Consider the following 25,692-nt stretch of genomic DNA (forward strand, 5'->3'; position numbering starts at 1 on the left):
TCATGTCTCCTTTTCGACCAAACCAAGCCGCTGCGCCAGCACGGGCCGGCTTTCGCGAATGTCCTTGCGATAGGCTTCATTCTCGCCCGGTGCTTCTAGCCGCGGATTGGCTAGCCACGCGCATTGTTGCGGGCTGAGAAAGTCCGCGAGCGGTGTGCGATAGGGTATAGCGAGGTTGATCTGCGTGCGCTGAGCCGGCGTCAGCGGCAGATGGCGCGCCGCATTTTTGCGCAGATAGAATTGCGGTTCACCGTCAAGCGCGAACCCGCCACTGTCGATCGCGCCAAATCCCTCCTCGTGGGCATAAGCATCGAGTTCGGAACGCGCCGCCGCGCGGGGATCGAAATGGACCTGCACCACTTCCTCGCCATCGATCCAGCCAGCGTCGGTCGTGATGACCGCCGGATGCTGCGCGAGGCTCGTTTCGCCCGACCAGAAGCACGGCGTCGTGTAGGTCGCCGATTTGCTGAGGCCATTTTCGATCAGCAGGTCGCGCCCCAACAGGCGGAAGTAGCCAGGAACGTCGCCGCCGAGCAATTCCAGCACGGCGACGATCTTTTGGTGCAGAGCCGGCGCATCATAACGATCGGCGAGCTTGGGCAGCAACTCGGCGCCATCGGGCCCGAGAAACCGCACCACGGGATTATTCCATGATGGCTCGTCGAAGCGGCGCAGGATCTCGGCGTCCGCCCCCGGGCGGTTGTTGAAGATGGCCACGGGCACGAACCGATCTGCGATAAGTTCCACCATCAAGGGATGGGTCAGTACATCCTGCCCGAAACGCACGCACGTCGAGCAGCCCGGCACCTCCTGAAAGAGCAGCAGAACCGGTTTTCTCTGCTCGGCTGCGACCGCGAGACCGGCGTCCAGATCGCGCAGCCAGGCGACGTCGCCGAGCTCGCGATGCTCGCGCAAGGAAACTAGATTTTGTTGCATGGGTCTAATCTAGTGAGGGCGGTTCGCAATACAATGCGAGCGGGGCTATCGCGAAGTGATTCCAGAGCCGGCTCAATCGTGTCGTAATCCGAAAAGGCTAAGTTCCAATTGCATCGATTTTCGGTTCCAGTTTTGGTTGAAGAGCCCTCCATTTGGGTCGCACGGATGCACATAACTGTTCGCGTCTTCCCTTGCTTTGCAGAATCAGTCCTGCATCTGCGCCCTGCGTCCGCGCGGCGCAGTTGAACATGGGCGCGGAACGTCAGACGGTGAGATCGAAGGCATAAAACGCAAAACAGATATATGCGCCATTCATATACGTATCCGTGCACCTCATGGGCGGCAGCGCGACAATTTAGAGAGGAAGTGGTAACGGCCTACCGAGTTGGAAGCGTCAAACCTTGTTCGCGCGACTGCATTCCGCAGGTATTAAGGCTGGCCGCTCGGCCAGAAAGGAGGGGTCTCGCTCCATGTCCAACTTCGTCGCTGAGAAATCGATCGCGGCGGTGAGAGCAGTCGATGAGGTTCGCGATGGCATGCTTGTCGGGTTAGGGACCGGAAGCACCGCCGCTTATGCCGTGAAAAGCCTCAGCGAGCGCATCAAGCACGGCCTTCGCATCACCGCGGTCGCCACATCCCAAGCGACCGAAGCTCTAGCTCTCCGTCTTGCGGTGCCGCTTGTTCCCTTTCAACAGCTTAGCGCTGTCGACCTGACGATCGACGGCGCCGATGAAATCGATGACCGCTTCCAAGCCATCAAAGGGGGAGGCGGCGCCCTGCTTCGCGAGAAAATCACCGAGTCCGCATCCACGCGCGTGATCATCATCGCCGATTCCAGCAAGCTTGTTGCGCAGCTCGGCAAATTCCCTCTGCCCGTGGAGGTGGTTCCTTTCGCCACCGAGTTTGTTCGTGCACGCCTGTCCGCACTCGGAGCCCGTGTTACTGTTCGCGAAGCGGGTGGGACGCCCTTCCTCACGGACCAGGGCAATTACATCCTGGACGCAGCTTTGGATGAGATACCAAGGCCGCGCGAGATCGCCGCCGCGATCACCACAATCCCGGGCGTCCTGGAGCATGGACTGTTCTTGGATGAAATCGATACAATCATGATTGCGCGCGGTGACATGGTGGAGGTGCGACACCGGGGTGAAGCTTGAGGTCTTGCATATCATCACCTGCGCGGCGTCGATGGCGGCGCTGACACATTCTTAGCCGCGACCTCGGGCATTTTTTTAACCCGTTCGTCGCGCGCCATAGCCCCAAGGTATCAATCCAGCCCGGCGCCTTGATAAGATGGAAGTGATTTTTTTGGCGCGCGCTATCAGTCGGTGGAATCAAAACCCTTTTAAAACCGAGATTTCCTCGCCGGACGCGCGGATAAAAGGAGGCTAGTCTATGACTTGCTGTCTATGCCCCGCGCACATATAGACGCGCCGATGGATGGACCTCGAGACCGCAATATATTTGGGGCGTTCGCACTGATGATCAGCGACGACATCGTTCGCGCTAGTTCATCGCGGGCACCGGAAGCTGGCCCCGCCGCCTCAGCGCTGGCGCTACTCGCGCACCAGCCCGGGCTCTCGATCCGCATGCTTGCGGTCGGGGTAGGCCTTTCCCATGCAGGGACGGTTCGCCTGGTGGATCGATTGGCTACCGAGGGATTGATCGAACGCAGGGAGCATTCGTCAGATGGGCGCACGCGGGCCCTCTACCTCACTCCAACCGGAAAGATTGCGAGCGACGAGGTTCTTGCTTCGCGCGACGAGGTGATTGCCGAAGGATTATCGATCCTGAAGCCCGACGAACTGAAAATCCTATGCGACATGGCTGAACGCGTCCTGCGCGATCGCCTGGAAAACCTGGAGCATTCCTACCGCATCTGCCGCCTGTGCTGCTATGAAGGCTGCACCAACTGCCCCATCGACGCCGAATTGCACGAACGGGGGGTGGAACGCGGGAAAAGTGGCGACGGGTAGGGCTCGCAATTTGCGGACGTGATGGGCCGATCTGGAAGGCAAATTACGAAGGCGCGCTTGCGCGAAGCGCGGCGCCCGTGACGAGGGCAAGCCGCTTGATGTAGGCGCGATCCGATCGTCCCCCCAATACCGCGATCCGCCAGTATAACGGGGCTGCGATGAGGTCGGCCGCCATCTCACGGTCCACCAAGGGCGACACTTCCCGGCGTTTGATCGCCCGATTAATCAGGCCATTGATCCGCTCGCGCCGTGCGCGCTGGAAAGGCCGGATCGCCATTTCCAATGCCGGCGTCCGCTCGATCTCGCCATGAAGGTCGGTCAGAATCCGTCGCACCTTGGGATGCCTCAGAACGCGGCGGATGGCGAGGAGCACCGCTTGCAGATCAGCCTCCAGCGAGCCGTGCTCTTCCACATCGGTCATCGTCAACCCGACATGCGACAGCAAATCGCTGGCCATCGACACCTTGTCCGGCCAGCGGCGGTAAAGCGCAGCCTTGCCGACCCCTGCAGTTCGCGCCACCCGTTCGAGGCTCAGACCCGCATAGCCAGTCCTTGCCCATTCTTCGAAGAAGCTGCGCGTCAGTGCATTCGTTACGTCAGCACGCATGACCGCTGCTCCGCTGAGAACACGGGCTGCTTTCGGATTTCCGTCGGAACGCTTGTGTTCCATCGATGCCTTCCTATATATCTCAGCGGAACGCTACCGTTCCAACCGATTGGGATTAGTTCATGACAGACAGTGTGGAAAGCTTTTCAGCGATGCTTCGAAAGGCATTGGGTGATCGTCTCGCTCCCGATGCTGCCACCTTTCTCGACATGGTGGCTGAAAATGGGGTGATGGAATTTCCTTATTCGCCGCCAGGCCTTCCGACCCGGTTGGTTGGAAAGGCTGCTATCGCGCGTCACCTTGAAAGCCTTGGTGACATGATAGCCTTCGACCGCATGGGTGAGCCGACCATTCACGCCACGACCGACCCCGATGTTACCATTGTCGAGTTCGAAGGCTTCGGAAGCGGCGTTGCGACCGGGGAATCCTATGACCAACGCTACATATCCGTGATCCGGACGGACGCCGGGCGGATTATGCACTATCGCGATTACTGGAACCCGCTGGTGGTGCTGCGCGCGCTTCGCGGCAGCGCGGTTGTCGATGCCCTTGTCGGCGGAGCGTCAGACCATGGTTGATCGGGTCTTGGTGACTGGGGGCACGGGCAAGACGGGCGCGCTGGTTGCGCAGCAGCTTACGGCACGCGGTGTCGAACCCCGCATCGCAACCCGCAACGCCACGATGCCGGAGCAGGTTCGCTTCGAGTGGGGCGACGTTGCCTCCCACCGTACCGCGCTCGAGGGTGTGGACGCGATCTACTTGGTCGCTCCTACCGACCGAACGGACCACCTGACCGTCATGCGCCCGCTGCTGGAACAGGCCGTGGCACAAGGAGTGGCCCAGCTGGTGCTGCTGAGCGCATCGTCTATCGACGAGGGCGGGCCGATGATGGGTGAGGTTCATGGGTGGCTCAACGCCAACGCGCCTCGCTGGACGATACTGCGCCCGAGCTGGTTTATGCAGAACTTCGTTACGCAGCATCTCCCGTCGATCATCAACGAGGGTTGCATCTACTCGGCGACGAAGCATGGGCGTATCCCGTTCATCGACGCAGCCGACATAGCGGCGGTCGCAGTCGAAGCCTTGGTGGATCCAGTTTTCGGGTCAGGAGAAAGGATCCTGACCGGTCCTGAAGCTCTCTCATATGACGAGGTTGCGGACCGAATCACCGCCGTGGCCCAGCGCCCCGTCCACCACTGCCGGTTATCGGTGGAGCAGCTTGCACGCCGCTACGCCGGGTTCGGCATTCCTGAGGGATATGCGGACACGCTCGCGCGCATGGACGACGCGATCTCATATGGGTCGGAGGACAGGACCACAACAGAGGTCGAGCAAATAACGGGACGCATGCCAACCAAGCTGACCGCCTTCCTCGCCGCTCACAGAGAGGCATATCAGGGGCGCCAATCAGGCTGACGGTGACCCGTCCGCTAAGAATGAGACCACGGTACCGAGGTGGTGGCTGGCCGGCAGCCGGGCGCCGACACGATATTCGTTGGTCATTGTCACGGCCATCCCTATGGTGAGATCGATCTGGTGATTCCGGTCGATGATGCGGTGGAGCTCGCCGGGCCCGGCGATTGGCAGGGTTTGGGCTGGGTTTGCGCGGCGCGCGACACGCTGCATTTCCTCAAGGTGCGTAACGGCGCACTGATGACCCTAAATTATATGCCTGCGGGCCGTATCCTGTATCAGTTCGATCCCGCCGAGATCCGGGCGCGGAGGGGCGGCGCATAGGGCCCCGTCGCAGAGCAAGGCGGCGCAAGCTTTAGATCAATCTAGTTCTTCAGACGCCTCGAGGTGTCCGGACAGCTAAGAGCCAGCCTCGCGAATACACGTGAATATTGTCGCTGTCATATGCGTCGGACCGCCGTCTGGAGGCTTCGCCGTTGTGTTCCCAGACCTTTCGGCAGCCCGAGCGCACGGCCACGGCCACGGCTACGCATCGCATCGCGTATAAAATATATGCGCCGCGCATATAGACAAAGCTGCACACTATGATTATATGCGTCGCGCATACTTATTTCGCCTCTCCCAGGAACGCGGTCTTTCGGAAGAAGCATCAGTCAGGCGCATGGATCGACGGACTATGGAACTCAATCAGGTCAGCTATTTCATCAACTTGGCCAAGACGCTGAATTTTACAGCGGCCGCTCGCCTGAGCGGTGTGTCGCAGCCGAGCCTGACCCGCGCAATCCGCCGCTTGGAAGAGGAGCTCGGCGGGCCGCTGATTCACCGCGACGGGAAAAACAGTCGCCTGACCGGCCTTGGCCGGGACGTCGAGACAGAATTCCGGCGCATGCTGGTGGCGATGCGAAGCGTCCGCAATCATTCCGAGAACTGGGCGATGGGGATGCACCGTGTTCTGGATGTGGCGGTCGCGCCGACTGTCGGACCGCAGGAGTTTGCCGCGTTTTTCGAGAGCGCGTTGGCGGAGGTGCCATCCATTGAAATCAAGCTGCACTCGCTTCAGCCGAACGAGGACACCTCGGACATTCTGTCCGGAAAATATCATGCGTGCATCATGCCGCGCGAGACAAGGCCGGAGCCTAAGCTCGATGTGCATCCGCTATTCAGAGAGCGCTTCGTACTGGGCTGTTCTGCGAGCCATCCCTTGGCATCCCGCGAAATCGTGCGCGGAGAAGACCTGCTCGAGTTTCCTTTCGTCGATCGCCTCAAGTGCGAGTTTCGCGATCAGATCCTCGATCATTTCGCGCGGCACGACCTGCTCATGCAGCCCCGCTTTCGATCGGACCGCGAGGACTGGGTGCAACACTTCGTCGCCGATGGCACCGCCATATGCATTCTTCCGGAACGATCCGCCACGGCGCCCGGTCTTGTTACGCGGCCGATCGAGGGATTTGCCCTGGAGCGCGAAGTCGTGATCGCGACGGTATCTGGCTCCACCGCACCCGTCGAGATACGGAAGATCGCGCAACTGGCAGCCGGATATGCGTGGCACTAAACCCCGTCGCGAGAGCGTCGGTGCTATGGAAACTATAGGCACAGCCTATTGGATAAATCCTAGGCGCACTGCGATAGTCGGCGCAGTGACTGACACGATAAGCGGCGGCTTTTTCGCCCTCTCAGATCAATATCGGAGACTATCATGAAGTTCGAAAAGTCGCAGGAAGCTGTTGATCTCCTTACTGCCGAGCAGCGCTACGTCACCCAGGAGTCGGGCACCGAGCGGCCCTTCACGGGGGAGTATGATGACAACAAGGAACCAGGCATCTACGTCGATATCGTGTCGGGAGAGCCTTTGTTCGCCTCGACCGACAAATTCGACTCGGGTTCTGGCTGGCCCAGCTTCACCAAGCCGATCGTTGCAGCAAATGTGAACGAGTTGCGCGACAGCGCGCACGGTATGGTGCGGACGGAAGTCAGATCGGTGCACGCCGACAGTCATCTCGGTCATGTATTCCCGGACGGTCCCTCCGATCGCGGAGGTTTGCGCTACTGCATTAACTCCGCGTCGCTTCGCTTCATTCCGCGCGACGAGATGGAGAGCGAAGGATATGGCGAATATCTCGATCAGGTCGAGGAGGCCTGACATGCACCAGCGCGCTATTCTCGCCGGCGGATGTTTCTGGGGCATGCAGGATCTGATCCGCAAGCAGCCCGGCATCGTATCGACCCGTGTCGGCTACACCGGCGGCGATGTCCCGGACGCCACTTATCGCAATCACGGCACGCATGCCGAAGGGATCGAGATCATCTTCGACCCGGCAGTGACGACCTTCCGCAATATCCTGGAATATTTCTTCCAGATCCACGACCCGACGACCAAGAATCGCCAAGGCGGTGATATCGGGCTCTCCTACCGGTCGGGCATCTATTATGTCGACGAGGAGCAGAAGCGCGTCGCCGAGGACACGATCGCCGATGTGGATGCCTCCGGACTGTGGGATGGCAAGGTGGTGACAGAGGTCGTGCCGGTCGGAGATTTCTGGGAGGCCGAGCCGGACCATCAGGATTATCTCGAGAAACGCCCGGGCGGCTACACCTGCCATTTCGTCCGTCCCGGCTGGGTGCTTCCAAAGCGCCAGAAAGTTGATGATGATCAGTCCGCGGCGGGGACGGCAGCGGGATAGGCTTAACTGCTGTTGCCGCTCCGCCGATCCCGTTCGCAATCTTCATGACCGCGTCGTACAACGACGCGGTCATCCAACCCTGCTTCAGAGAGACGGGTCGGTCCATATAGTCGCCATCGCAGCACAGGATCGCAGATTTATGCCAGACCTCTCGACCTTTCCTATTACGCAGCGCTGGCCCGCATTGCATCCCGATCGCCTGCAACTCTACGCCGCTCCCACCCCCAATGGCGTCAAGGTCTCGATCATGCTCGAGGAGACCGGCCTGGCGTACGAGCCCCACCTGGTCGATATCTCGAACAACGAGTCGAAGGATCCAGCGTTCGTATCGTTGAACCCCAACGGCCGCATACCGGCGATCATCGATCCGGCTGGTCCTGACGGCAACCCTATCGCCATATGGGAATCGGGCGCGATCCTCCTCTACCTGGCCGACAAAACCGGCCAGCTCAATTCGAGTGCGCCCGCGCAGCGTTACGAGACGCTGGCTTGGGTATTCTTTCAAGTATCCGGCGTCGGGCCGACCTTCGGTCAGCTTGGTTTTTTCCTGAAATTTGCCGGCAAGGACTATGAGGACAAGCGCCCTCGGCAGCGCTTTATCGATGAATCCAAGCGTCTCTTGGGGGTGCTGGACCGCCAGCTCGAAGGCCGCGAATGGCTTGTCGATGATTATTCGATCGCGGACATTGCGACACTTGGGTGGGTCAACGCACTGGCCGAAGTCTACGCGGCCGGCGACATCCTCGGCCTCGGCGAATATTCGAACGTCCAGACATGGCTCCGCCGCGGGCTGGCGCGGCCCGCGGTGCAGCGCGGCCTGCGCATCCCTGCGAGACCGGCATGAGCGTCATCGCTGCTTATTATTACAACAAGGGCCTGCGGGTCCGCGAAATCGCGATCGACGAGCAGGTCCAGCTCGATAAGGATCGCTCCGGCTTTTGCTGGATCGCGCTTCGCGAGCCCACCGCCGACGAGCTTAAAGCGATCCAAACGACGTATAACCTCCATCCGTTGGCAATCGACAACGCGATGCACCCGCTCTGCCCGCCCAAGCTCGAAGCGTATAATGAAGAGCTCTATGTTGTCGCTCAGACCGCCGAGCTGGATGGAGACCAGATCCGCTACGGCAAGATGGCGATCTTCACCGGTCACAACCATCTCATCAGCGTACGGCACGGCAACGGCGGAGCGCTCGGCAATCTTCGCGAGCAACTCGAGGCTTCGCCGGCGCTTTTTGGCAAAGGTGTCGACTATGTGCTGCATGCGATCCTGCACCGGATCGTCGATCAATATCTTCCCATCTTCGAGATGATCGAGGATGACGTTCTGGCGATGGAGAGACGATCGCTCGACGACTTTCTCGGACGGGCAGAAATCGACCGCATCTTCGGGCTGAGAAGCGAACTCACGCGCTTCCAGCGCACGCTCGGCGCTATGGCTGAACTGGTCCGGAAACTCGTCCGAGGCCATTTCCCCTGCATCAGTTCAGAAGTCAGACCCTATTTCAGCGACGTCGCGGATCATGTCGCTCGCGTGCAGACCATGGTCGATGGCCTCCTGCAGGTTCTGTCCACCGTCTTCGAGTTCAGCAGCCTGTTGGAAGCGCAAAGAACGGGCGTGACCACGCGCCAGCTCGCGGCCTGGGCCGCCATATTGGCGGTCCCGACGGCCATCGCCGGGATATATGGCATGAACTTCAGGAACATGCCCGAGCTGGACACGGTCTATGGCTATTTTGTCGTGCTCGGGTTGATGACGATGTTCTGCCTGTACCTGTTCGTGCGGTTCAAGAAGGCCAAGTGGATATGAATAGCGCGCGTTTGCTTTTCATCTCCGTCAGCTGAGCCGCAACAGCCTCCCTGATATTAGAGCGTGTCCAATGCCATGCAAAGCCAAGGTGCAACAATGACATCCCAAGTGACCGACGTCCTAGCAGCAGTCCAGTCCTTCGTCGCGAAGGGCTACGACCGCGAGTACCGCGTCAAGGACGGCCATCTCATCGATCTCGAACTGGGATCAACGCTCGATCCATGCGCGATAACCGTCGATGCGGCGTTGCGCCTCGAAAGCGGGGATGATGGAGAAGACGCGTCCAACATATACGCGATTACCGATCCCGCGACCAACCATAAGGGTCTGCTGATCGACGCCTTCGATGTCTTCGACGAAATCTGTCACCGCGACCTTTCCGAGCGGCTTGTCGCGGATCGGCAAACGACGCCAGCGGGCGACGAGGATGTTCCGAGCAAGCACGGCCTGCGCAAAGTCTACAAGAATGAGTTTGAGCGCGATCCCGAGCGCTATGTGCTGCGCGAGGGCTTTCCAGACTTCCCGCTATGCCCTTTCGGCGGCGCCTTCAGCATTCTCGGCTTCGATACCGCCGAGCAATCCTATGTCTGGCTTGTAACCAGCATCATCCGGGATTCCCGGCTGATCAGAGCGCCCTACCAGGGAGATGACGCCCCAGGCGACGAGTAGCGGGCCGGCGAGCCCAATGGGGGCACTCCCGCGGCGGTGACGGACCGAAGCACGAACTTTCGAATGATCCAAACACAACGAGGTGATGATGAACTGGAATAAAAGCCACATCCGCGAAACCATGCTTTCGCTGGAGACTGCCGCCCTGCATAGCGCTCGCACCAATTATCTGGATTATGTCTCCATCGCTCAGCTGGATCGGAGCGAGCCGATCGAGAATGACGAGCAGGCGCAGGCCGAAGTCGCGAGCGACTTGGCTGAAGCGCTTGACGACACATTGCACGACTATGCCGATAAACTTGAAAAGCTCAGGACGATCGACTTCGGCCCCAAGTCGGCAGTGGAGGAGGGTGCTGTCATCAAACTGTCGGGGCGCCATTTCGTGATCGCAGTGTCAACGAGCAAGTTCACCTGTGATGGGCGTGAGTTCATGGGCATTTCAACGATGGCGCCGATCTTCGAGGCGATCGAAGGAGCACGAACAGGAGAGACCGTGCAGTTCAACGGCCGGGACCTCATCGTAGAAGATGTAGAATAGGACGCCCGTCGCAGTAGGCGCGCTAGTGCCGGGCGGCCTCCGTCTCTGACTCCATGCATATCATCACATCAAGAGATCCCGTGATCATCGGTGTGCTTGGAGAGCGGGCAGCCTTGGCGTGGATGCGGCGCCTTGGCTGGCTGCTCCCGATAGCCAACACCGCCAATATGGCAAGCAATGCGGCCGCATAAAGGAACAGCCCACCGGGGCCGGCGATAGTCATCGCAGCACCCCCGATAAGGGGTCCGGCGGCTGTCCCGATCCCGTTGAGCAGCAGAAGCCCGCGGGCGGTACCGAGCAGCCGGCCGGCCGGAAGGTCGTCGTTGGCAACCGCGAGACACAATGAATAGATCGGGATGCCAAAGCCGCCGAACAGCGCGCCCGCCGCGAGGAGCAGCGGCAGGGGCGCCCCTACCGCGAGGGCGACGCCGACGGCCGCCGCTGCGGACGCCAGGGCCGCAGCGGCGATGACAAGGTTCCGCGACACGCGATCCGAAAGCCAGCCGAGGGGCCACTGCAATAGGAGCGTCCCACCCAGCACCGCAGCCATGAAAGCGGAGATGCCGCCGACATCGAGTCCGATCCTCTGGGCGAAGTTCGGGCCCATGCCCCAAAAACCGCCGATAGCCAGGCCAGCGAGGAAAGCGCCAGCCGCAGCGAGCGGTGATGCGCGCACGAGGTCGCTGAACGCGACCCGTTCCTGTGTCACCTGCGCCGGCGGATGGCTGGGCAGCAAGGTGATCGGAACCACCGCCGCGGAAATTAACAGCGACACGATAAGGAACAAGGTCATGTCGGCGGGCGGGGCGACGTTGAGCAAGGCCTGGCCGATGGCCCATGAGCCCATCGAGACGACTCCGAAGATCGACAGGAGTTGGCCGCGCGTGGATGGCACTGCATGGGCGTTGAGCCAGCTCTCCGTTGCGAGGATCATGCCCGCGTAGGCGAAGCCCGTGATCAGGCGAAGCGGTATCCAGGCGATCGGTTCCACGAGCGCAACATGGAGAAGGGCAGTCATCGAGGCGATCGCCGCAAAGCCAGCAAAGGTTCTGACATGACCCACGGCGACGATGATCCGCGGCAACATGAGCGCGCCGATCGTGAAACCGGCGAAGTAGAACGACATCATCGCGCTGATCGCGCCGGACGAGAAGCCCTCCTGGCCGGCCCTGACGATCAGGAGCGTGCCCAGCAAACCATTACCCAGCAGCAGAGCCGCGACGCTCGCCAGCAACGCCGCCACCGGTGCGAGCTTGAGGCCACGTCGGCCCGCCGACCGCATGCTATCCATCGCCGGGCTCATTTTAGCGCCTGACGCGACGGTCGATACGCTGCCGCGCTGATGAACTGGTCGAACGCTTCGCACCAGATGACGACCGTGTTGTAGTCGCGAACATCGATCCCGACAGGCACGTCGACGATGGCCTGATAGGCTGCCGGCTTCGGCGGCCTGGCCGCGGTGAGGATTGGCAGCGTGTAAATGCCGGCCGCAAAACCAATGCCGAGCATTGCGAGGTGGCTGGCGGTCAGGAAGAGCCAAGGCCGCACGGATTACACCAGCTCCAGATCCTTTACGATCCTGTCCGCGTCGAGATGGAAGTCCGAGAAGACGATACGGCCGCCAGCGTCAATGATCGAGAACCAGGGCGTTCCTCGCGTGCGATAATCCTCCATGAAGGTAGGCAGCGTCGCGCCGACCAGTGGTTCATCATGGCCGAAGGCGACAGGAAGCGCATATTCGAGCTGGTTCACACGCAACTTCTCGAAGGTGTTTTCATCCGCACCTTCGAAGACGGTCTGGATCACCGCAAATCCCACGCCCCTGGGGCTCAATGCACTATGCAATCTTTGTAGCGTCGGGAAGCCATGCACATGGCAGCCGCGGCACCAGTGCTGGAAGGCGAACAGGATCTTTGGGCCGGAGCCGAGATCCGACAGCTTGAGCGGCCCGGTGCTTTCTCCGTCCGCGCCGATCCATTTCTGCACCCGAAGATCCGGCGCTTGGGGTTCGAGCATGCTCATCTGATCCTCCAGCGCGATGAAGAACCGCGGCGAATTGTGGTGCGCGCTATCATGATATGTCATTCCAAACGCATCGGACCCCGGTGTCGTGCTCCGCGACGCGATCAACAAGCGTGGCGACCGATTGCTTGGTTGCATCGAAACGTTCGCGATCTTTGCCCACGAGCCTCAAGGAGAGGCTGTCGCCGTCCGCAGTTAATATAAGCTCGCCGCCCGGAAGCTGGATTTCGGCTGTCAGCGCGTCATATCGAACCGGGTAAGTATGAACCCACGCCTCAGCGAGTCTCGTCAGATATCGACTCGATTCGATCGTAGCGATGCGTGCCTCGGCCTCGATCATTTAGAAACTCCCGGTGTTGGTGTTTGGGCGCACAGCTCTTGGTCAGTACCGCCATTATAATGCGGGGGAGTCAACGCAGCCCCTCGACGATAAACCCGCGGTAGCGGGCACCGGCGAAGCGATGCGCAGCAACAGCTTGGTAGGCGGGGCTATGATACCAGTCATGCGCGGCTTGCATCGTGGGGAACCGCAAGATGACGGCGCCTTCGATCGGCGACCCCTCCAAATTCTCCATCGCGCCATAAGCGGCGAGAAAAGTGACGTCATGCCCATCGAACGACGGGCCGACGCGGGCAGAATAAGCCGCGAGTTCATCCACATCCGTGGTGTCTTCCCGCGTGAATACGACAAACGCTTCCATCATAAGATCCTTCGCAAGGTGAGATCTGCCGGCCATCGCCACCGACGATGGCCTGACAGTCGTCAGGCTGGCAGTTCGAACCCGATTTTCTGGAGTGCCTCAACGCAGGCATCCTGGTCCTGCTGATAAGTGCCTCCGGAGATGCCGATTCCGCCGATCAGCTTTCCGTCCTCAAGGATCGGATAGCCGCCACCGACGGCGACCATCCGGGGGCGATAGGCCAGCGGCGCCACTTTGGGATCGTTGCTCACATAGTCGTTCCAGACATGGGTCGGATATCCAAAGGAGGCGGAACTCCACGCTTTGTCGATGGCAACATCGACGGTGAGAAACGGCGCGTCGTCGGTGCGCTCGAACGCCCGCAGATACCCGGTTGCGTCGACGACGGCGACGGCAGCCGGGATGCCGATTGCACGGGCGGCGGTTATCGCTGCGTCGATGAGGGCGACTGCGGTTTCACGGTTGATCGAGGCAGTGGCAATGGACTTGGTCATGGGATTTCCTTCGCCGCGGCGTTATCGTCCGGCGTTACTTGGACTGGAAAAGATCAGAATCCTTCGAGGACGGTCTTGCCTTTCGCCGCGCCACTTTCGATCAGTGCGTGCACTGTCTTCAGATTGGCAGCATTGATCGGCGACAGTCGCTCGGTCAGTGTCGTACGGATTTTGCCCTCATCGACCAGCACGGCCAGCGCGTCGAGGATCTTGCCCTGCTCATGCATATCGGGCGTGCCGTAGATCGACCGGGTGAACATCAGCTCATGGTGTATCGACACCGCCTTGCGCTTGAACAGCATGATGTCGAATGCCGTGGGATCGTCGATCAGCGCGAACCGCCCTTGCGGCGCGATCAGCTCGGCGATGTCGGCGGCATGCTGCTCTGTATGCGTGGTCGAAAAGACGAACGCGGGAGCGCCGATGCCAAGCTCGGCAATCTGTGCCGCGAGCGGGCGCCTATGGTCGATGACATGGTGCGCGCCAAGCTCCTTCACCCACTCCTGGGTTTCCGCTCGGGAGGCGGTGGTGATGACGGTGAGGTCTGTGCGCTGGCGCGCGATCTGGATCGCGATCGACCCGACCCCACCCGCGCCACCGATGATGAGGATCGCCGGCGCCGCACCGGGGACTGGCTTCGCCACGTCGAGGCGATCGAACATCGCCTCCCAGGCGGTCAACGTCGTTAGCGGCAGCGCTGCTGCTTCCGCCCAGTCGAGCGAGGCGGGTTTGCGACCGACGATCCGGGCGTCGACAAGATGGAACTCGACATTGGTGCCGGGCCGGGTAATCGATCCGGCATAATAGACCTCGTCGCCCGGCTGGAACTGCGTCACGTCGGGGCCGACCTCGCGCACGATCCCGGACGCATCCCACCCCAGCACCTTCCATTCACCATCGGCTGGCGGCGAGCTGCCGCGGACCTTATAGTCGACCGGGTTCACCGAGACGGCCTTCACCTCAACCAGGATATCATATCCTGCCGCGACAGGCTGGGGCAGCTCGATGTCGACCAGCGCAGCATCCTCGGCGATGGGTCCCGGGACCTTGTAACCAACGGCTTTCATCAATGTCTCCATCTTGCTGCGCCCCGAAGTCTCGATCGATCAGAGCGCCACTTCTTCGAAAATTCGCACGGGGTTCAAGGGTTTCGCACGCAGGACTATGAAGATGTGCACCGACTATTTCCAATAGCGGCGGAACATAGTTTCCATACCTTGTTGCCGTTCTATCCCTGAGAGGCGCTTACGAAGCTGTGAGGCGCGGCAGCCAACCTGGAAAGCAGGCGGACCGAGCCTCATGCCGTGCCTAAATCTGCAGCCGACGTGATGCGCGCGTAATTTATTCAAAGCTATAAAAACTATAGCGATAGGGTATTGGGAAATCGGCCCGGCGTCGCGTTATAGTCCATAAGCATCAAATCACCGATTCACGAAAATGCGATCATCGAAAATCCGATGAAGCATCGGGCGTTTCAGGCTTCAAGCCATCGGTTCGTACCGCGGCCACGCGTATCAGGTCTGAAGTGAAGCCGGTTATCGTCTGTCGCATCGAGCAAAAAGGGGGCACTATGGTCACCAGAGGTTTCACCGGTCGCGGTTCAAGTGGCGACCAGTCCGGCCGGATTCCGCCGGGTCAGCATCTCGTGGAGAATTTTCCGGTTCTCACGGCGGGGCCGACGCCGAACGTGGAGCTGGCTGATTGGAAATTCACCGTCAAAGTCGGCCCGAAGCCGGTCAAAGTGTGGAACTGGAGCGAGTTTAACGCCCTGCCAAAGACCAAGGTGACCAAGGATATTCACTGTGTGACCTCTTGGTCCAAGCTGGATACCATATGGGAGGGCGTCCTCATTGAAGACATCCTTGCGGATGCAGGGCTCGACCGGCCCACTGATTTCGTCCTGGCGCATTCCTACGACGATTATTCGACAAACGTCCCGCTGGCGGACCTGCTGTCCGGGAAAGCGATGGTCGCTCTCAAATTTGCCGGCCAGCCGATTACCCGCGATCATGGCGGGCCGGCGCGTCTGCTGGTTCCGCATCTGTACTTCTGGAAGTCCGCCAAATGGGTGAAGGCGCTGCAATTCACAACCCGTGACGAGGCCGGCTTCTGGGAGCTGCGCGGCTATCATATTTACGGCGATCCGTGGCGCGAGCAACGATACACCGATGACTGACAACGGCACGCAAACCGCGTCATGGCAATCATGCGTGATCGAGGAAATCGTCCAGCAGACGCCGAGCATCAAAAGCTTCTTCCTCCGATTGAGCAGGCCGTTCGCGCACATCGCAGGCCAACATGTCGATGTCCGGCTGACCGCGCCTGATGGCTATAGCGCGATGCGCAGTTACTCGATCGCGTCATCGGCAGCCTCGTCCCCGATCATCGAGCTCGCTGTCGAACGCCTGCCCGATGGCGAGGTGTCGGCCTATTTTCACGATATCGCGATAGTCGGCGATGAGATCGAGCTTCGCGGTCCGCTCGGCGGGCACTTCCTATGGCCTGAACCTGCCGTAGACGCGGTGCTGTTGATCGGAGCAGGCTCCGGGCTCGTGCCGTTGATGGCGATGATCCGGCATCGCCGCACACAAGACCCGGCCGTGCCAACCGCGTTGCTCCTGTCCGCGCGCACCGCTGAGGATGTTCTGTTTTCGGAAGAACTACATTCCGTCGAGATCAACGATGCCGCATTTGTCCTGGCGCTGGCGATCACGCGCGAAGATCCGATCCGCGCATCGGATTTCGGGCGGCGGATCGACAGCGCCATGGTCGAAGAGGTTCTCGCCCGGCTTCACCGAAAGCCCACACAGATATTCGTTTGCGGATCCAACGATTTCGTCAACATTGCGACCGAGGGCGCGCTGCTGGCCGGGGTCGACCCCTCGATAATCAAGACCGAGCGCTATGGTGGTTAGCGGCGCATACTCCGTCGCGCCCCACCTTTCACCCTGCGGATAATATTTGGAGATCGTCATGAGCCGCTTTGCTGAACCCGTCTTTGTTGCCGCCGGCCTTCGCACTCCCTTCGGCCGCGGCGGAGGGGCTTTGGCTGCTTATGATGCCGTCTCTTTGTCCGTCCCTCTTGTGCAGGCGATGGCGGCGCAAGCAGAGCCGGATCTTCTCATCTGGGGTACCGTGATCCCGAATTTGGGTTGGAGCAACATTGCTCGCGAGACCTGGCTTGACGCCAAGCTCAATCCGAATGTCCCCGCATTTTCGGTCGTTTTGGCATGCTCTACCAGCATGACGGCGACTTTCGCTGCGGCAGGGATGCTGGGCGGAGGAACCGATCTCACGATGGTGGGCGGTGCCGAAGTCATGAGCCGACCTCCCATCGCTTTGACGGCCGATGCATCGAAGCGGCTCACCGACCTCTTTGCGCAAGATCCAGCGGCGGCGCTTGCGGCCCTCCAGTCTCTTGCCCTCCACGACTATGTGCTCCCGACCAAGGGATGGGCCAACCGGATCACCGGCAGGACAATGGGCGATCATATGGAGGACACCGCCAAGGCCTGGCGGATCTCGCGCGAGGCGCAGGACGATTGGGCGCTAAAGAGCCACCAGCGGTCGGTCGCTGGTTGGGAGCGAGGTTTCTTCGACGATCTCGCGATTTCCCTTCCTGAACTGGCGCGCGATGCGAACCCCCGCGCCGATACGTCGCCCGAACGGCTTGCCGCACTCAAGCCCGTCTTCGATCGCGACAGTGGCAGGGGAACGCTGACTGCCGGCAACAGCTCGCCGATAACGGATGGCGCCGCCGGTTGCTGGGTGGCAAACGAAGCCGGCGTGGCACGACTGCCGGCGGGCACCCCCTACGCGCGGCTCATCGATTACGAGGTGTCGGCCGTCGATTTCCACACCGAGGGTCTGTTGATGGCACCCTCCTATGGCATTCCACGTCTGCTCGCGCGGCATCAACTAAGCTTCTCCGATATCGCTCTTTGGGAAATCCACGAAGCCTTCGCCGCCCAGGTCCTGGCGAATGTCGCGGCCATCACCGACCGGGAGTGGGTGCGCGAAACCGCCGGTGTCCAGTCGGATTTGGGCGACTTCGACTGGGACCGCGTCAATCCCAACGGGGGCTCGGTAGCAATCGGTCATCCCTTCGGCGCGACAGGCGCGCGCGACCTCAGCCAGGCAGTGAAGGAGCTCTGGGACATGCCGAGCGGATCACGGGCAATCGTCAGCATCTGCGCCGACGGCGGCCAAGGCACCGTCGCACTCCTCGAACGCCCCTGATTCACGGGCCGCTGCGAACGCCGTGCCATTGACAATATGAGAGGATATTCCGTTGGTCTCAGCAGTTTGGAACGACACCACCATCGCCGCAAGCGACGAGACAATCGTCGTCGAGGGAAACCACTATTTCCCACCTTCCGCGGTCAATCAGGAGCTCCTTGAAGCGAGCGCACACACTTCTGTCTGCCCGATCAAGGGCACCGCGAGATACTTCCATATCCGCGTAGGCAGCGCGCTCAACGCGGACGCGGCTTGGTCATATCCCGATCCGAATCCGGTTGCGGAAGCCATCCGGGATCACATCGCTTTCTGGAAAGGCGTAGAGGTTGGATAGCAGCCAAGGCGCAGCGGGCCTTCGCTGATGGCTGTGTCGCTTCATGCGCGCATCCTTGATCATCTCGCGCGGGTAATTGGCGATCTGCAGGTGGCGGGGGACGTTCCTGCGGGCCTCGACCGGGCGGGGCTGACCGTGGAGCGTCCGCACGACCCGGCGCATGGCGATCTGTCGACCAACGCGGCGATGGTCCTGGCAAAACTTACCGGCACGCATCCGCGCCAACTCGCTGAGAAGTTGGCGGGCCGGTTGGCCATGTTGGAGGATGTTGCAGACGTGGCCGTCGCTGGCCCGGGCTTTGTAAATATCCGGCTGACCGACCAGGCCTGGCAAAACGAGCTGGCGGTGATTGCGGACCAGAAGGACCGCTACGGCATGTCGCCCGTCGGCGCGGGTAAGACGGTGAATATAGAGTTTGTCTCGGCCAACCCGACCGGTCCGATGCATATGGGGCACTGCCGAGGGGCAGTGGTCGGAGATGCGCTCGCCAACCTGCTCGCTTTCACCGGCCATCGCGTCATCCGCGAATATTATATCAATGATGCCGGCGGGCAGGTCGATATTCTCGCTCGCTCGGCACACCAGAGATATCGCGAGGCGTTGGGCGAGAGCCTCGGCGAGATAGCGGAAGGTCTATACCCGGGCGATTATCTGAAGCCGGTCGGGGAGGCGCTGGCCGCCGATTTTGGGGGCCGCTATGCCGACGCCCCGGAGACGGACTGGCTCGCAATCTTTCGTGCGCGGACCGTTGCCGCGATGATGGAGACGATCCGCGAAGATCTGGCGCTGCTCGGCATAAGTCACGACCGCTTCGCGTCGGAGGCGGACCTCGTCGCTGCCGGAAAGCCGGATGATGCCGAGGCCTGGCTGCGCGAGCGCGATCTTGTCTATGACGGCGTTCTCGAACCTCCGAAGGGTGAAGTCTCCAAGGACTGGGAGCCGATCGCGCTGCCGCTGTTCCGGTCGACGAAATTTGGCGATGACCAGGACCGTCCTATCCGTAAACCGGATGGGAGCTGGACCTATTTCGGCGTGGATCTGGCCTATCATTTCGAGAAGGCGCGCGATGCCGACGAACTGATCGACATCTGGGGCGCCGATCATGCCGGGACCGTGATGCGCATCGTTGCCGCCGCCGAAGCTCTAACCGAAGGCAGGAAGCGGTTCGACGTCAAGCTGGTGCAGATCGTGCGGCTGCTGCGCGCGGGTGAGCCGGTCAAGATGTCCAAGCGCGCAGGCAATTTCGTCACGCTGGCCGATGTCATTCGAGAAGTCGGAAAGGACGTCGTTCGCTTCATGATGCTGACCCGCAAAGCGGAAGCGTCCATGGACTTCGACTTTGCGACCGTCGTCGAGGCATCGAAGGATAATCCGGTCTTCTATGTGCAATATGCCCATGCGCGGATTTGCTCGCTAGCAAGCCGCGCGGCCGAAGCGGGTATCGAGTTGGGCGACCCGCCCGATCTCGCTCTTCTGGACGGTCCGAGCCTTACGCTTGTGAAGCGTGCGGCAGAATTCCCCCGCATCGTCGAGGCGGCTGCGGCAGCGCGCGAGCCGCACCGGATCGCCTTCTTCCTTGAGGGGCTGGCCGCGGAATTCCATGCGCTGTGGAACACAGGAAATGCCGACCCGACGCGCCGCTTCGCCTACCCGGAAAACCTGCCGGTTAGCCGCGCGCGGTTGTTCCTGGCCGCCGCGATCGGGCAGGTCATCCGCAACGGCCTGGCGCTGATGGGGGTTGAACCGACACATGAGATGGAGAGGGCCTAGTCGAATGCGCGCTTGTTCCTGGGGCTCGTTGCGCGCGCCAGAGTTGGCGGGCCCGAACATGCTGTGCGTCTTCTGATACTGGTGGAACGAGATGGAGCTTACCGATTTCGACGCTGCCTTCAAAAGGCTTCCCGAGGGTCATAGCGAAGGCATTCACGAAGGCCGGCGTTTCGGCTTGATCGTCCGGCGGTCCGACGACGGGCGCCGCAACAGCCTGTTTGCCAGGGAGTTGGCTGGGACCGACATCGTCAGCTTCAACCTGTATCGGTTCACATCAGGCAAAACATCGCTCAAGCCGTGCGAGATGTCTGCGAAAAAGGTCGTGGATTTCGTGCTTGGCTTCCAACCGGACTGAGGGTGTCGCAGTCGCTGCTCTGTTCGCAATGTCCGCCCCGGCACTGCGCATGTCGCTAAATGGGTATCGAAACTATAGCGCCTGGTTATTGGACTTCGTCTGGCGATGAACTCATCCTCCATTCAGTGCCAAGGCGCGGCGAAATTTGCATACTCATGGTAACCTGCCAGCGAGCGGTGCGGTCTCGTTGGATCGTGACGGCGGGGCGTTGGTCGGAACTGTCCGCGCCGGGTGAACTTCTGACAGAAGGATTTGAACAATGCGTCTTGCAATGATCGGCCTCGGCCGCATGGGTGCCAATATCGCGCGTCGGCTGATGCGCGGCGGCCACGAGGTCGTCGCCTTCAATCGCGATCCGGCCGCGGTTACTCAGCTCGCCGGTGAAGGTGCCATCGGAGCGAATTCGCTTGAAGATGTCGTCGCCAAACTCACTGCGCCGCGGATCTTCTGGGTAATGCTCCCGGCGGGCGCTCCCACCCAAGACACGGTCGACAAGCTGATGGAATTGTCGGAGCCCGGCGACATCATCATCGATGGCGGCAACAGCTTCTACAAAGACGACATCAAATGTGGTGCTGCGGCAAGGGACAAGGGGCTCCATTATATCGATGTTGGCACATCAGGCGGGATATGGGGGCTCGAACGCGGTTATTGCATGATGATCGGCGGCGACAAGGAGATCGTCGATCTGCTGGATCCCATCTTCGATACGCTCGCGCCGGGCTATGGTTCGATCGTCCGCACCATTGGACGCGACGCGCCCGACAGTCGCGCCGAGCGCGGCTATATCCACGCCGGCCCAACCGGCGCCGGGCATTTCGTCAAGATGGTCCACAACGGAATCGAATATGGCCTGATGCAGGCCTATGCCGAGGGCTTCGACATTCTCAAGGGCAAGTCCTCCGAACGGCTCGAGCCTGATGAACGCTTCGACATCAACCTGACCGACGTGGCCGAAGTCTGGCGTCGCGGCAGTGTCATCTCGTCCTGGCTGCTCGACCTTTGCGCGATCGGCCTGGCCAGGGATCCGATGCTCGAGCAATTCACCGGCCAGGTCTCGGACTCTGGCGAGGGCCGGTGGACGATCGATGCGGCAATGGAAGAAGCCGTCCCGGCCTATGTCCTTTCGGCCGCCTTGTTTGCGCGCTACCGCAGCCGCGTCGACCACACTTTTGGCGACAAGCTTCTCTCGGCGATGCGCTTTGGCTTCGGTGGGCATGTCGAGATGCCGCAATAAGTGACGCGTCACGCTATCCGGCGCTATGAAAACTATAGGCACAGCCTATTGGAAAAACGTCTGGCTCACTGCGATAGTCGGCGCAACGGCTGACACAGAAGCGACGGCGTGCCTGACGCTGCGCCCCAGGATGAATGAGAGCGTCTTAGCCGAACGGACAATCTTCAACGGCGCCGCGGTTCGTTAAAATAGGTACGGCCGCGAAGACGATGAAGAGAACAAGGGAGCTCGCGCCACAGTGCTGCACCTCATCGAGCCAGAGATACTTCCATCCGGCGCCTTCATCTTCACGCCGATGGAACTGACGGTAATCGCACTGGCGCGGAGCGAGAAAGGCCAAAGGTTCGGATCGCGAGCCGGTCTCGCGCAGGCCCTCTTCAAGAAACATCAACTTCTCCCGGGACGGCGTGCAAATGGGACACTCGCTGATCCCCGGCTCGAAATACTCCGCGCGTTCGTTAACCTCCTGCATCGGCGGGGCCAGCGGTTGGCTGCGGCGACCCAGACATTACGCGAGGCCGGCTTCAGCAGCGTGCAGGAAACCTGGCTTCGTTCGGAATGTGCACGGCCGCTCTGACTTACTGCGTACCTTGAACCTTGCTGCCGGAAGGCAACCATTTATGATCAATATCTTCGGAACTTCCCTTTGGTTCAAAGACAACAAACCCCGTGCTTGGCGCGCATTGCGACTTGCATCGGTCGCTTTCGTGATCCTCGGGTTAGTCGGCCTGTATTTGCGCCCAGCGATGATGCATGTCCACAGTCCACTGCTACTGGGCGTTCTTATCGGCGCGCTGATGCTTACATTGATTGCGTCCGCAGCCAGAAGGCTCAGGCGCGCGAGACGGCGCTGATCCGCGGAAAGAAATACGTCTAGGCGCGAGAGGTGAAGATGGCGAAGATCGGCTTTGGAGGGGGGTGCCATTGGTGCACCGAAGGGGTGTTCCAGGCGCTGCGCGGCGTTGCGCAGGTCGACCAGGGCTTTGTCCAATCGGACGCTCCGGCAGATAGCTGGTCAGAAGGGGTGATCGTCACCTTCGATCCTTCAATCATTCCGTTGGCAACGCTGTGCGAGGTGCATCTGAGAACGCATTCAGCCACCCGGGCCCGCTCTCCTAGCGACAAGTACCGCAGCGCGATCTATATTTTCGATGACAACCAGCGGCATGAGGCCGAATTGGCGATCGTCCGATTTGCCGAGGAATTCGGCAATACGGCGCATACCCTGGTTCTGCCGTTCAGAAGCTTCAAGGCTTCGGACGAGCGTTACCAGAACTATTATCGAACCGATCCGAGCCGACCCTTCTGCCGCCGCTTCATCGATCCCAAGCTGGACTATATTCGGCAGCATTTTTCGGAAGTGGCCCTGCCTGAACCGAACTCTGTCGCCGAGCACGCTGTCGATCGCGACAATGTCTCGCAAGACCCCGCCAGCGCTGGGATAATGACTGACAGTTCTTCATCCATCGCAACTCAATCAAGGACGTCGCCATGATGATCAAAAAGCCATTCACTATTCTCCCTCTCGCCCTGGCGCTGCTTGGCCCGATATCCTCTTCTCCCGGTTTAGCGGCTCCGACGCCCGCCGCGGTGCCCGACACCATAGCCGGGACCGTCCGCCAGACCGCTCCCGCAATTTATCGATTTACGATTGGCGATGCCCAGATAACGGCATTGTCGGATGGGTCGGTCCCGCTGGACCTGCACCAGTTGCTGCGCGGCGTCTCGGCGCAAACGATCGACGAAATTCTTGCCCGCAGTTTCCTAGCTAATCCCGCAGAGGCTTCGATCAACGCTTATCTGATCGACTTCAACGGGCGGCGGATCCTTGTCGATGTCGGTGCCGGCGATCTTTTCGGCCTAGGCAACGGCGGCAGGCTGCTCGAAGCGCTGGCAGCAGCTGGGGCCGCGCCGGAGACAATCACCGACATACTCATCACCCATGTCCACAGCGACCATAGCGGCGGTCTCACGAAGGCGGGCAAGATCGTCTTCCCGCGCGCGACGGTCTATGCCGGCGGTGCAGATATTCGCTTTTTCTCCGATGTTGCCAACGCGGCTAAAAGCGGGATCGACAAGCGCTTCTGGACCCAGACCGAGCAGACGCTGACGCCCTATGTCACGGCCGGCCGGGTGAAGCCGATCGATACCGATGGCGAAGTCGTGCCGGGCATTCGTGCCGAACTGCAGCCTGGGCACACCCCGGGCACCGCCTTCTACACCTTGACCAGCAAGGGGCAGAGTATCGTCTTCGTCGGCGATGTCATCCACGCCGGCGCGGTTCAATTTCCACGCCCCGACGTGACGATCACTTTCGATGTTCGCTAGGACGAGGCGCGCGCCGTGCGGAAAGCCGCGTTCACCCGCTTCGCTCGCGACCGTATGATGATTGCGGCGCCCCATCTTCCGTTCCCGGGGGTGGGTCACATTGCCGCCGACGGATCCGGCTACCGCTGGTACCCCATCGAACAGACGGATCGCGAGCCCATGAAGGAGAGGCTCAAGCTCTGAAGCTCGCATCGCCTCTTGCATTCTCCAGCCGCTGCGCTATTTATATGCGCGACGCATATATACTGGAATGCGATTGACCAAGGACGCTTCACCTTCCGATCGGCTGATCAATCTCTTCGGCGCCCTCGCGCAGGGGGTGTCGGATGAGATGCGCGGTGCGATATCACAGCGCTTTCCGGCCGGCGGGGAGACCGCGGCGGCATTGAGCCTCATCGGCCATGAACCGGGCCTTTCGATCGACCAGATCGGCAAGGCCCTGCGCCTGTCGCATGCCGGTGCTGCCCGCGTGGTCGAACGGCTGGTCGCTCAGAATTTCGTCTCGAAATCGCAATCCCCCGGCGATCGCCGCGTCATGCACGTGTCGTTGACGTCCGGCGGCGAGACGGAACGCAGGGCGCTCCTGAATCTGCGCAGCACAGCGATCACCGGGTTGCTCGCTGCGGTCGGCGAGAAGGACCGCGCTGCGCTGGAGCGCGTCGCGGAAACCATCCTCGCGTCATTGCCGCGCGACGAAGTGCGCGCGCGCACGACCTGCCGTTTCTGCGACGAAGAGAAGTGCACCAACTGTCCGACCGACATCGTCGGTCCCGGAATTACAAACTGACGCCTCTCGCCACATTTCCATCAACAAAAAGGGCATTGATTATGAGCTTATTGGAGAAATATTCATTCAGCGTCCCCGAGCATCAAATGCGCGAACTCGCTCTGCTGCGATGGGCCCTAGTCATTGTCTTTCTGTGGTTCGGCGGCATGAAATTCACGGCTTATGAGGCGCAAGGCATTGCCCCATTCATCGAACACAGCCCGCTTATGAGCTGGCTTCACCCGCTGTTCGGCGTCCAGGGCGCCAGCCAGTTCATCGGCACGATGGAACTCGCCACGGCCGCTGCCCTGATCCTCGGTGCATTCAAACCGATTTTCTCGGTCCTCGGCGGCGCCATGTCGGTGGCGACCTATACCATCACCTTGACATTCTTCTTGTCAACGCCTGGTGTCGCAGAGCCGACCGCCGGCGGGTTCCCGGCCATTTCGGCCATCCCCGGGCAATTTCTGTTGAAAGACGCCGTTCTGCTTGCCGCTTCGCTGGTATTACTCTCGGCGGCTATCCGACGGAAAAAGCCTGCCGACGCCCAGGTCTAAGGCACCAACAAACCGCAAGTTACGATGCGGACCTGTGGCGGGGAGCGTGAGGCTCCCCCAGCGACAGGCGCCGCGAGCTTGCTCATCGATCCTCGCGGGCTTTCCGCCCCACCGGGGAGGTGAGGCCGGAACGCTATGCTTCGCTCGCGCGAGCAGGAATCAGGGCGGATCTCCCCCTCGGCCGTGCGCGATCCAGGCTCGGGCAAAGGCTCTGCCGGATTTGCACCGTTGCAAGGTGCCGATATTCTATCCGAGCCGAA

The 25,692-nt window shown here is 60.8% G+C and carries 33 protein-coding genes; 23 read left to right on the top strand and 10 right to left on the bottom strand.

What is annotated here, in order from left to right; all coding sequences use genetic code 11:
* Complete coding sequence (locus ATE59_RS03955) at window positions 1-936, bottom strand: VPGUxxT family thioredoxin-like (seleno)protein, type 2 (RefSeq protein WP_011540428.1); 936 nt, start codon at window positions 934-936, stop codon at window positions 1-3.
* Window positions 937-1,406: 470 nt separating this feature from the next.
* Here ATE59_RS03955 and rpiA point away from each other — a divergent pair, with 470 nt between their 5' ends.
* Window positions 1,407-2,093, top strand: a complete 687-nt coding sequence (rpiA, locus tag ATE59_RS03960; RefSeq protein WP_003044927.1) for a ribose-5-phosphate isomerase RpiA — start codon at window positions 1,407-1,409, stop codon at window positions 2,091-2,093.
* Between the two features lie 324 nt (window positions 2,094-2,417).
* Window positions 2,418-2,912, top strand: coding sequence for a MarR family winged helix-turn-helix transcriptional regulator (locus tag ATE59_RS03965; protein WP_231292901.1), 495 nt, complete (start codon window positions 2,418-2,420; stop codon window positions 2,910-2,912).
* A gap of 43 nt (window positions 2,913-2,955) precedes the next feature.
* Here the strand turns inward: ATE59_RS03965 and ATE59_RS03970 are convergent, their stop codons facing one another.
* A complete protein-coding gene (locus tag ATE59_RS03970; RefSeq protein ID WP_003044933.1) occupies window positions 2,956-3,582 on the bottom strand; it encodes a TetR/AcrR family transcriptional regulator in 627 nt (208 codons plus the stop codon).
* 59 nt (window positions 3,583-3,641) lie between these two features.
* On the opposite strand from ATE59_RS03970, the gene ATE59_RS03975 reads away from it, so the two are divergent.
* From ATE59_RS03975 to ATE59_RS04020, 10 genes are all read left to right on the top strand, one after another.
* On the top strand, window positions 3,642-4,097 hold the full coding sequence (locus ATE59_RS03975) for a nuclear transport factor 2 family protein (protein ID WP_231292902.1): 456 nt from the start codon (window positions 3,642-3,644) through the stop codon (window positions 4,095-4,097).
* A complete protein-coding gene (locus tag ATE59_RS03980; protein ID WP_003044938.1) occupies window positions 4,090-4,935 on the top strand; it encodes an NmrA family NAD(P)-binding protein in 846 nt (281 codons plus the stop codon). Before ATE59_RS03975 ends, ATE59_RS03980 begins: the two co-directional genes overlap by 8 nt.
* Before the next feature lie 42 nt (window positions 4,936-4,977).
* The gene (locus ATE59_RS03985) at window positions 4,978-5,256 is read left to right on the top strand and encodes a 4-hydroxylaminobenzoate lyase (RefSeq protein WP_003044946.1); all 279 of its coding nucleotides are present in this window, start codon (window positions 4,978-4,980) and stop codon (window positions 5,254-5,256) included.
* Window positions 5,257-5,608: 352 nt separating this feature from the next.
* On the top strand, window positions 5,609-6,484 hold the full coding sequence (locus tag ATE59_RS03990; protein WP_003044949.1) for a LysR family transcriptional regulator: 876 nt from the start codon (window positions 5,609-5,611) through the stop codon (window positions 6,482-6,484).
* A 144-nt stretch (window positions 6,485-6,628) separates the two neighbouring features.
* Window positions 6,629-7,072 (top strand): peptide-methionine (R)-S-oxide reductase MsrB, encoded by a 444-nt coding sequence (gene msrB / locus ATE59_RS03995; protein ID WP_003044951.1) that lies wholly within the window; start codon window positions 6,629-6,631, stop codon window positions 7,070-7,072.
* A complete protein-coding gene (gene msrA, locus ATE59_RS04000) occupies window positions 7,038-7,613 on the top strand; it encodes a peptide-methionine (S)-S-oxide reductase MsrA (RefSeq protein ID WP_432813840.1) in 576 nt (191 codons plus the stop codon). The genes msrB and msrA overlap by 35 nt, the downstream gene beginning before the upstream one ends.
* 139 nt (window positions 7,614-7,752) lie before the next feature.
* Entirely contained in the window at window positions 7,753-8,457 is a 705-nt protein-coding gene (locus ATE59_RS04005; RefSeq protein WP_003044957.1) for a glutathione S-transferase N-terminal domain-containing protein, read from the top strand.
* Window positions 8,454-9,422 (top strand): magnesium and cobalt transport protein CorA, encoded by a 969-nt coding sequence (locus tag ATE59_RS04010; RefSeq protein WP_003044960.1) that lies wholly within the window; start codon window positions 8,454-8,456, stop codon window positions 9,420-9,422. The genes ATE59_RS04005 and ATE59_RS04010 overlap by 4 nt, the downstream gene beginning before the upstream one ends.
* Before the next feature lie 108 nt (window positions 9,423-9,530).
* Window positions 9,531-10,091 (top strand): hypothetical protein, encoded by a 561-nt coding sequence (locus ATE59_RS04015; RefSeq protein WP_003044962.1) that lies wholly within the window; start codon window positions 9,531-9,533, stop codon window positions 10,089-10,091.
* An 85-nt stretch (window positions 10,092-10,176) separates the two neighbouring features.
* The gene (locus ATE59_RS04020; protein WP_003044968.1) at window positions 10,177-10,629 is read left to right on the top strand and encodes a hypothetical protein; all 453 of its coding nucleotides are present in this window, start codon (window positions 10,177-10,179) and stop codon (window positions 10,627-10,629) included.
* A gap of 22 nt (window positions 10,630-10,651) precedes the next feature.
* Here ATE59_RS04020 and ATE59_RS04025 read toward each other — a convergent pair whose 3' ends face one another.
* From ATE59_RS04025 to ATE59_RS04055, 7 genes are all read right to left on the bottom strand, one after another.
* Complete coding sequence (locus tag ATE59_RS04025; protein ID WP_011540435.1) at window positions 10,652-11,932, bottom strand: MFS transporter; 1,281 nt, start codon at window positions 11,930-11,932, stop codon at window positions 10,652-10,654.
* Window positions 11,929-12,177 (bottom strand): DM13 domain-containing protein, encoded by a 249-nt coding sequence (locus ATE59_RS04030; protein WP_003044972.1) that lies wholly within the window; start codon window positions 12,175-12,177, stop codon window positions 11,929-11,931. The genes ATE59_RS04025 and ATE59_RS04030 overlap by 4 nt, the downstream gene beginning before the upstream one ends.
* A 3-nt stretch (window positions 12,178-12,180) precedes the next feature.
* On the bottom strand, window positions 12,181-12,651 hold the full coding sequence (locus ATE59_RS04035; protein WP_011540436.1) for a peroxiredoxin family protein: 471 nt from the start codon (window positions 12,649-12,651) through the stop codon (window positions 12,181-12,183).
* Window positions 12,652-12,700: 49 nt separating this feature from the next.
* A complete protein-coding gene (locus ATE59_RS04040) occupies window positions 12,701-12,991 on the bottom strand; it encodes a DUF2218 domain-containing protein (RefSeq protein ID WP_003044977.1) in 291 nt (96 codons plus the stop codon).
* 70 nt (window positions 12,992-13,061) lie between these two features.
* Window positions 13,062-13,355, bottom strand: coding sequence for a DUF1330 domain-containing protein (locus ATE59_RS04045; protein WP_231292903.1), 294 nt, complete (start codon window positions 13,353-13,355; stop codon window positions 13,062-13,064).
* Between the two features lie 59 nt (window positions 13,356-13,414).
* Window positions 13,415-13,846, bottom strand: coding sequence for a GlcG/HbpS family heme-binding protein (locus tag ATE59_RS04050; protein ID WP_003044986.1), 432 nt, complete (start codon window positions 13,844-13,846; stop codon window positions 13,415-13,417).
* A gap of 53 nt (window positions 13,847-13,899) precedes the next feature.
* A complete protein-coding gene (locus ATE59_RS04055) occupies window positions 13,900-14,913 on the bottom strand; it encodes a zinc-binding alcohol dehydrogenase family protein (RefSeq protein ID WP_041382899.1) in 1,014 nt (337 codons plus the stop codon).
* A 503-nt stretch (window positions 14,914-15,416) separates the two neighbouring features.
* Here ATE59_RS04055 and ATE59_RS04060 point away from each other — a divergent pair.
* The 7 genes from ATE59_RS04060 (at window position 15,417) to gnd (ending at window position 21,781) form a co-directional block, all read left to right on the top strand.
* On the top strand, window positions 15,417-16,022 hold the full coding sequence (locus ATE59_RS04060; protein WP_003044992.1) for a sulfite oxidase-like oxidoreductase: 606 nt from the start codon (window positions 15,417-15,419) through the stop codon (window positions 16,020-16,022).
* Window positions 16,023-16,056: 34 nt separating this feature from the next.
* The gene (locus ATE59_RS04065; RefSeq protein ID WP_231737164.1) at window positions 16,057-16,761 is read left to right on the top strand and encodes an FAD-binding oxidoreductase; all 705 of its coding nucleotides are present in this window, start codon (window positions 16,057-16,059) and stop codon (window positions 16,759-16,761) included.
* A 58-nt stretch (window positions 16,762-16,819) separates the two neighbouring features.
* The gene (locus ATE59_RS04070) at window positions 16,820-18,085 is read left to right on the top strand and encodes a thiolase family protein (RefSeq protein ID WP_011540440.1); all 1,266 of its coding nucleotides are present in this window, start codon (window positions 16,820-16,822) and stop codon (window positions 18,083-18,085) included.
* 52 nt (window positions 18,086-18,137) lie between these two features.
* Complete coding sequence (locus ATE59_RS04075) at window positions 18,138-18,419, top strand: DUF427 domain-containing protein (RefSeq protein WP_003045002.1); 282 nt, start codon at window positions 18,138-18,140, stop codon at window positions 18,417-18,419.
* Between the two features lie 33 nt (window positions 18,420-18,452).
* Window positions 18,453-20,189, top strand: a complete 1,737-nt coding sequence (argS, locus tag ATE59_RS04080) for an arginine--tRNA ligase (protein WP_040590197.1) — start codon at window positions 18,453-18,455, stop codon at window positions 20,187-20,189.
* 91 nt (window positions 20,190-20,280) lie between these two features.
* Window positions 20,281-20,544 carry a hypothetical protein gene (locus tag ATE59_RS04085; protein WP_003045008.1) on the top strand — a complete coding sequence of 88 codons (264 nt, stop codon included), beginning with the start codon at window positions 20,281-20,283 and terminating at the stop codon, window positions 20,542-20,544.
* 259 nt (window positions 20,545-20,803) lie between these two features.
* A complete protein-coding gene (gene gnd / locus ATE59_RS04090; protein WP_003045013.1) occupies window positions 20,804-21,781 on the top strand; it encodes a phosphogluconate dehydrogenase (NAD(+)-dependent, decarboxylating) in 978 nt (325 codons plus the stop codon).
* Window positions 21,782-21,926: 145 nt separating this feature from the next.
* Here gnd and ATE59_RS04095 read toward each other — a convergent pair whose 3' ends face one another.
* The gene (locus ATE59_RS04095; protein ID WP_040590181.1) at window positions 21,927-22,253 is read right to left on the bottom strand and encodes a hypothetical protein; all 327 of its coding nucleotides are present in this window, start codon (window positions 22,251-22,253) and stop codon (window positions 21,927-21,929) included.
* A gap of 420 nt (window positions 22,254-22,673) precedes the next feature.
* Between ATE59_RS04095 and ATE59_RS04100 the strand changes: the two genes are divergently transcribed.
* From ATE59_RS04100 to ATE59_RS04115, 4 genes are all read left to right on the top strand, one after another.
* Complete coding sequence (locus ATE59_RS04100) at window positions 22,674-23,276, top strand: peptide-methionine (S)-S-oxide reductase (RefSeq protein ID WP_011540442.1); 603 nt, start codon at window positions 22,674-22,676, stop codon at window positions 23,274-23,276.
* Window positions 23,273-24,109 carry an MBL fold metallo-hydrolase gene (locus tag ATE59_RS04105; protein ID WP_196795411.1) on the top strand — a complete coding sequence of 279 codons (837 nt, stop codon included), beginning with the start codon at window positions 23,273-23,275 and terminating at the stop codon, window positions 24,107-24,109. The genes ATE59_RS04100 and ATE59_RS04105 overlap by 4 nt, the downstream gene beginning before the upstream one ends.
* Before the next feature lie 250 nt (window positions 24,110-24,359).
* On the top strand, window positions 24,360-24,896 hold the full coding sequence (locus tag ATE59_RS04110; protein ID WP_003045020.1) for a MarR family winged helix-turn-helix transcriptional regulator: 537 nt from the start codon (window positions 24,360-24,362) through the stop codon (window positions 24,894-24,896).
* Window positions 24,897-24,937: 41 nt separating this feature from the next.
* Window positions 24,938-25,432 (top strand): YkgB family protein, encoded by a 495-nt coding sequence (locus ATE59_RS04115; RefSeq protein ID WP_003045023.1) that lies wholly within the window; start codon window positions 24,938-24,940, stop codon window positions 25,430-25,432.
* The last annotated feature ends 260 nt before the right edge of the window (window positions 25,433-25,692 follow it).

Source organism: Sphingopyxis sp. A083, assembly GCF_001468495.1.
Taxonomy (GTDB): Bacteria; Pseudomonadota; Alphaproteobacteria; order Sphingomonadales; family Sphingomonadaceae; genus Sphingopyxis; species Sphingopyxis terrae.

Excerpts from the sequence above, each read along its gene's own strand:
- ATE59_RS03955 (WP_011540428.1), bottom strand. The coding sequence starts at position 936 with ATGCAACAAAATCTAGTTTCCTTGCGCGAGCATCGCGAGCTCGGCGAC.
- rpiA (WP_003044927.1), top strand. The coding sequence starts at position 1,407 with ATGTCCAACTTCGTCGCTGAGAAATCGATCGCGGCGGTGAGAGCAGTC.
- ATE59_RS03965 (WP_231292901.1), top strand. The coding sequence starts at position 2,418 with ATGATCAGCGACGACATCGTTCGCGCTAGTTCATCGCGGGCACCGGAA.
- ATE59_RS03970 (WP_003044933.1), bottom strand. The coding sequence starts at position 3,582 with ATGGAACACAAGCGTTCCGACGGAAATCCGAAAGCAGCCCGTGTTCTC.
- ATE59_RS03975 (WP_231292902.1), top strand. The coding sequence starts at position 3,642 with ATGACAGACAGTGTGGAAAGCTTTTCAGCGATGCTTCGAAAGGCATTG.
- ATE59_RS03980 (WP_003044938.1), top strand. The coding sequence starts at position 4,090 with ATGGTTGATCGGGTCTTGGTGACTGGGGGCACGGGCAAGACGGGCGCG.
- ATE59_RS03990 (WP_003044949.1), top strand. The coding sequence starts at position 5,609 with ATGGAACTCAATCAGGTCAGCTATTTCATCAACTTGGCCAAGACGCTG.
- msrB (WP_003044951.1), top strand. The coding sequence starts at position 6,629 with ATGAAGTTCGAAAAGTCGCAGGAAGCTGTTGATCTCCTTACTGCCGAG.
- msrA (WP_432813840.1), top strand. The coding sequence starts at position 7,038 with ATGGCGAATATCTCGATCAGGTCGAGGAGGCCTGACATGCACCAGCGC.
- ATE59_RS04005 (WP_003044957.1), top strand. The coding sequence starts at position 7,753 with ATGCCAGACCTCTCGACCTTTCCTATTACGCAGCGCTGGCCCGCATTG.
- ATE59_RS04010 (WP_003044960.1), top strand. The coding sequence starts at position 8,454 with ATGAGCGTCATCGCTGCTTATTATTACAACAAGGGCCTGCGGGTCCGC.
- ATE59_RS04020 (WP_003044968.1), top strand. The coding sequence starts at position 10,177 with ATGATGAACTGGAATAAAAGCCACATCCGCGAAACCATGCTTTCGCTG.
- ATE59_RS04025 (WP_011540435.1), bottom strand. The coding sequence starts at position 11,932 with ATGAGCCCGGCGATGGATAGCATGCGGTCGGCGGGCCGACGTGGCCTC.
- ATE59_RS04035 (WP_011540436.1), bottom strand. The coding sequence starts at position 12,651 with ATGAGCATGCTCGAACCCCAAGCGCCGGATCTTCGGGTGCAGAAATGG.
- ATE59_RS04040 (WP_003044977.1), bottom strand. The coding sequence starts at position 12,991 with ATGATCGAGGCCGAGGCACGCATCGCTACGATCGAATCGAGTCGATAT.
- ATE59_RS04045 (WP_231292903.1), bottom strand. The coding sequence starts at position 13,355 with ATGATGGAAGCGTTTGTCGTATTCACGCGGGAAGACACCACGGATGTG.
- ATE59_RS04050 (WP_003044986.1), bottom strand. The coding sequence starts at position 13,846 with ATGACCAAGTCCATTGCCACTGCCTCGATCAACCGTGAAACCGCAGTC.
- ATE59_RS04055 (WP_041382899.1), bottom strand. The coding sequence starts at position 14,913 with ATGAAAGCCGTTGGTTACAAGGTCCCGGGACCCATCGCCGAGGATGCT.
- ATE59_RS04060 (WP_003044992.1), top strand. The coding sequence starts at position 15,417 with ATGGTCACCAGAGGTTTCACCGGTCGCGGTTCAAGTGGCGACCAGTCC.
- ATE59_RS04070 (WP_011540440.1), top strand. The coding sequence starts at position 16,820 with ATGAGCCGCTTTGCTGAACCCGTCTTTGTTGCCGCCGGCCTTCGCACT.
- ATE59_RS04085 (WP_003045008.1), top strand. The coding sequence starts at position 20,281 with ATGGAGCTTACCGATTTCGACGCTGCCTTCAAAAGGCTTCCCGAGGGT.
- gnd (WP_003045013.1), top strand. The coding sequence starts at position 20,804 with ATGCGTCTTGCAATGATCGGCCTCGGCCGCATGGGTGCCAATATCGCG.
- ATE59_RS04095 (WP_040590181.1), bottom strand. The coding sequence starts at position 22,253 with ATGCAGGAGGTTAACGAACGCGCGGAGTATTTCGAGCCGGGGATCAGC.
- ATE59_RS04100 (WP_011540442.1), top strand. The coding sequence starts at position 22,674 with ATGGCGAAGATCGGCTTTGGAGGGGGGTGCCATTGGTGCACCGAAGGG.
- ATE59_RS04105 (WP_196795411.1), top strand. The coding sequence starts at position 23,273 with ATGATGATCAAAAAGCCATTCACTATTCTCCCTCTCGCCCTGGCGCTG.
- ATE59_RS04110 (WP_003045020.1), top strand. The coding sequence starts at position 24,360 with ATGCGATTGACCAAGGACGCTTCACCTTCCGATCGGCTGATCAATCTC.
- ATE59_RS04115 (WP_003045023.1), top strand. The coding sequence starts at position 24,938 with ATGAGCTTATTGGAGAAATATTCATTCAGCGTCCCCGAGCATCAAATG.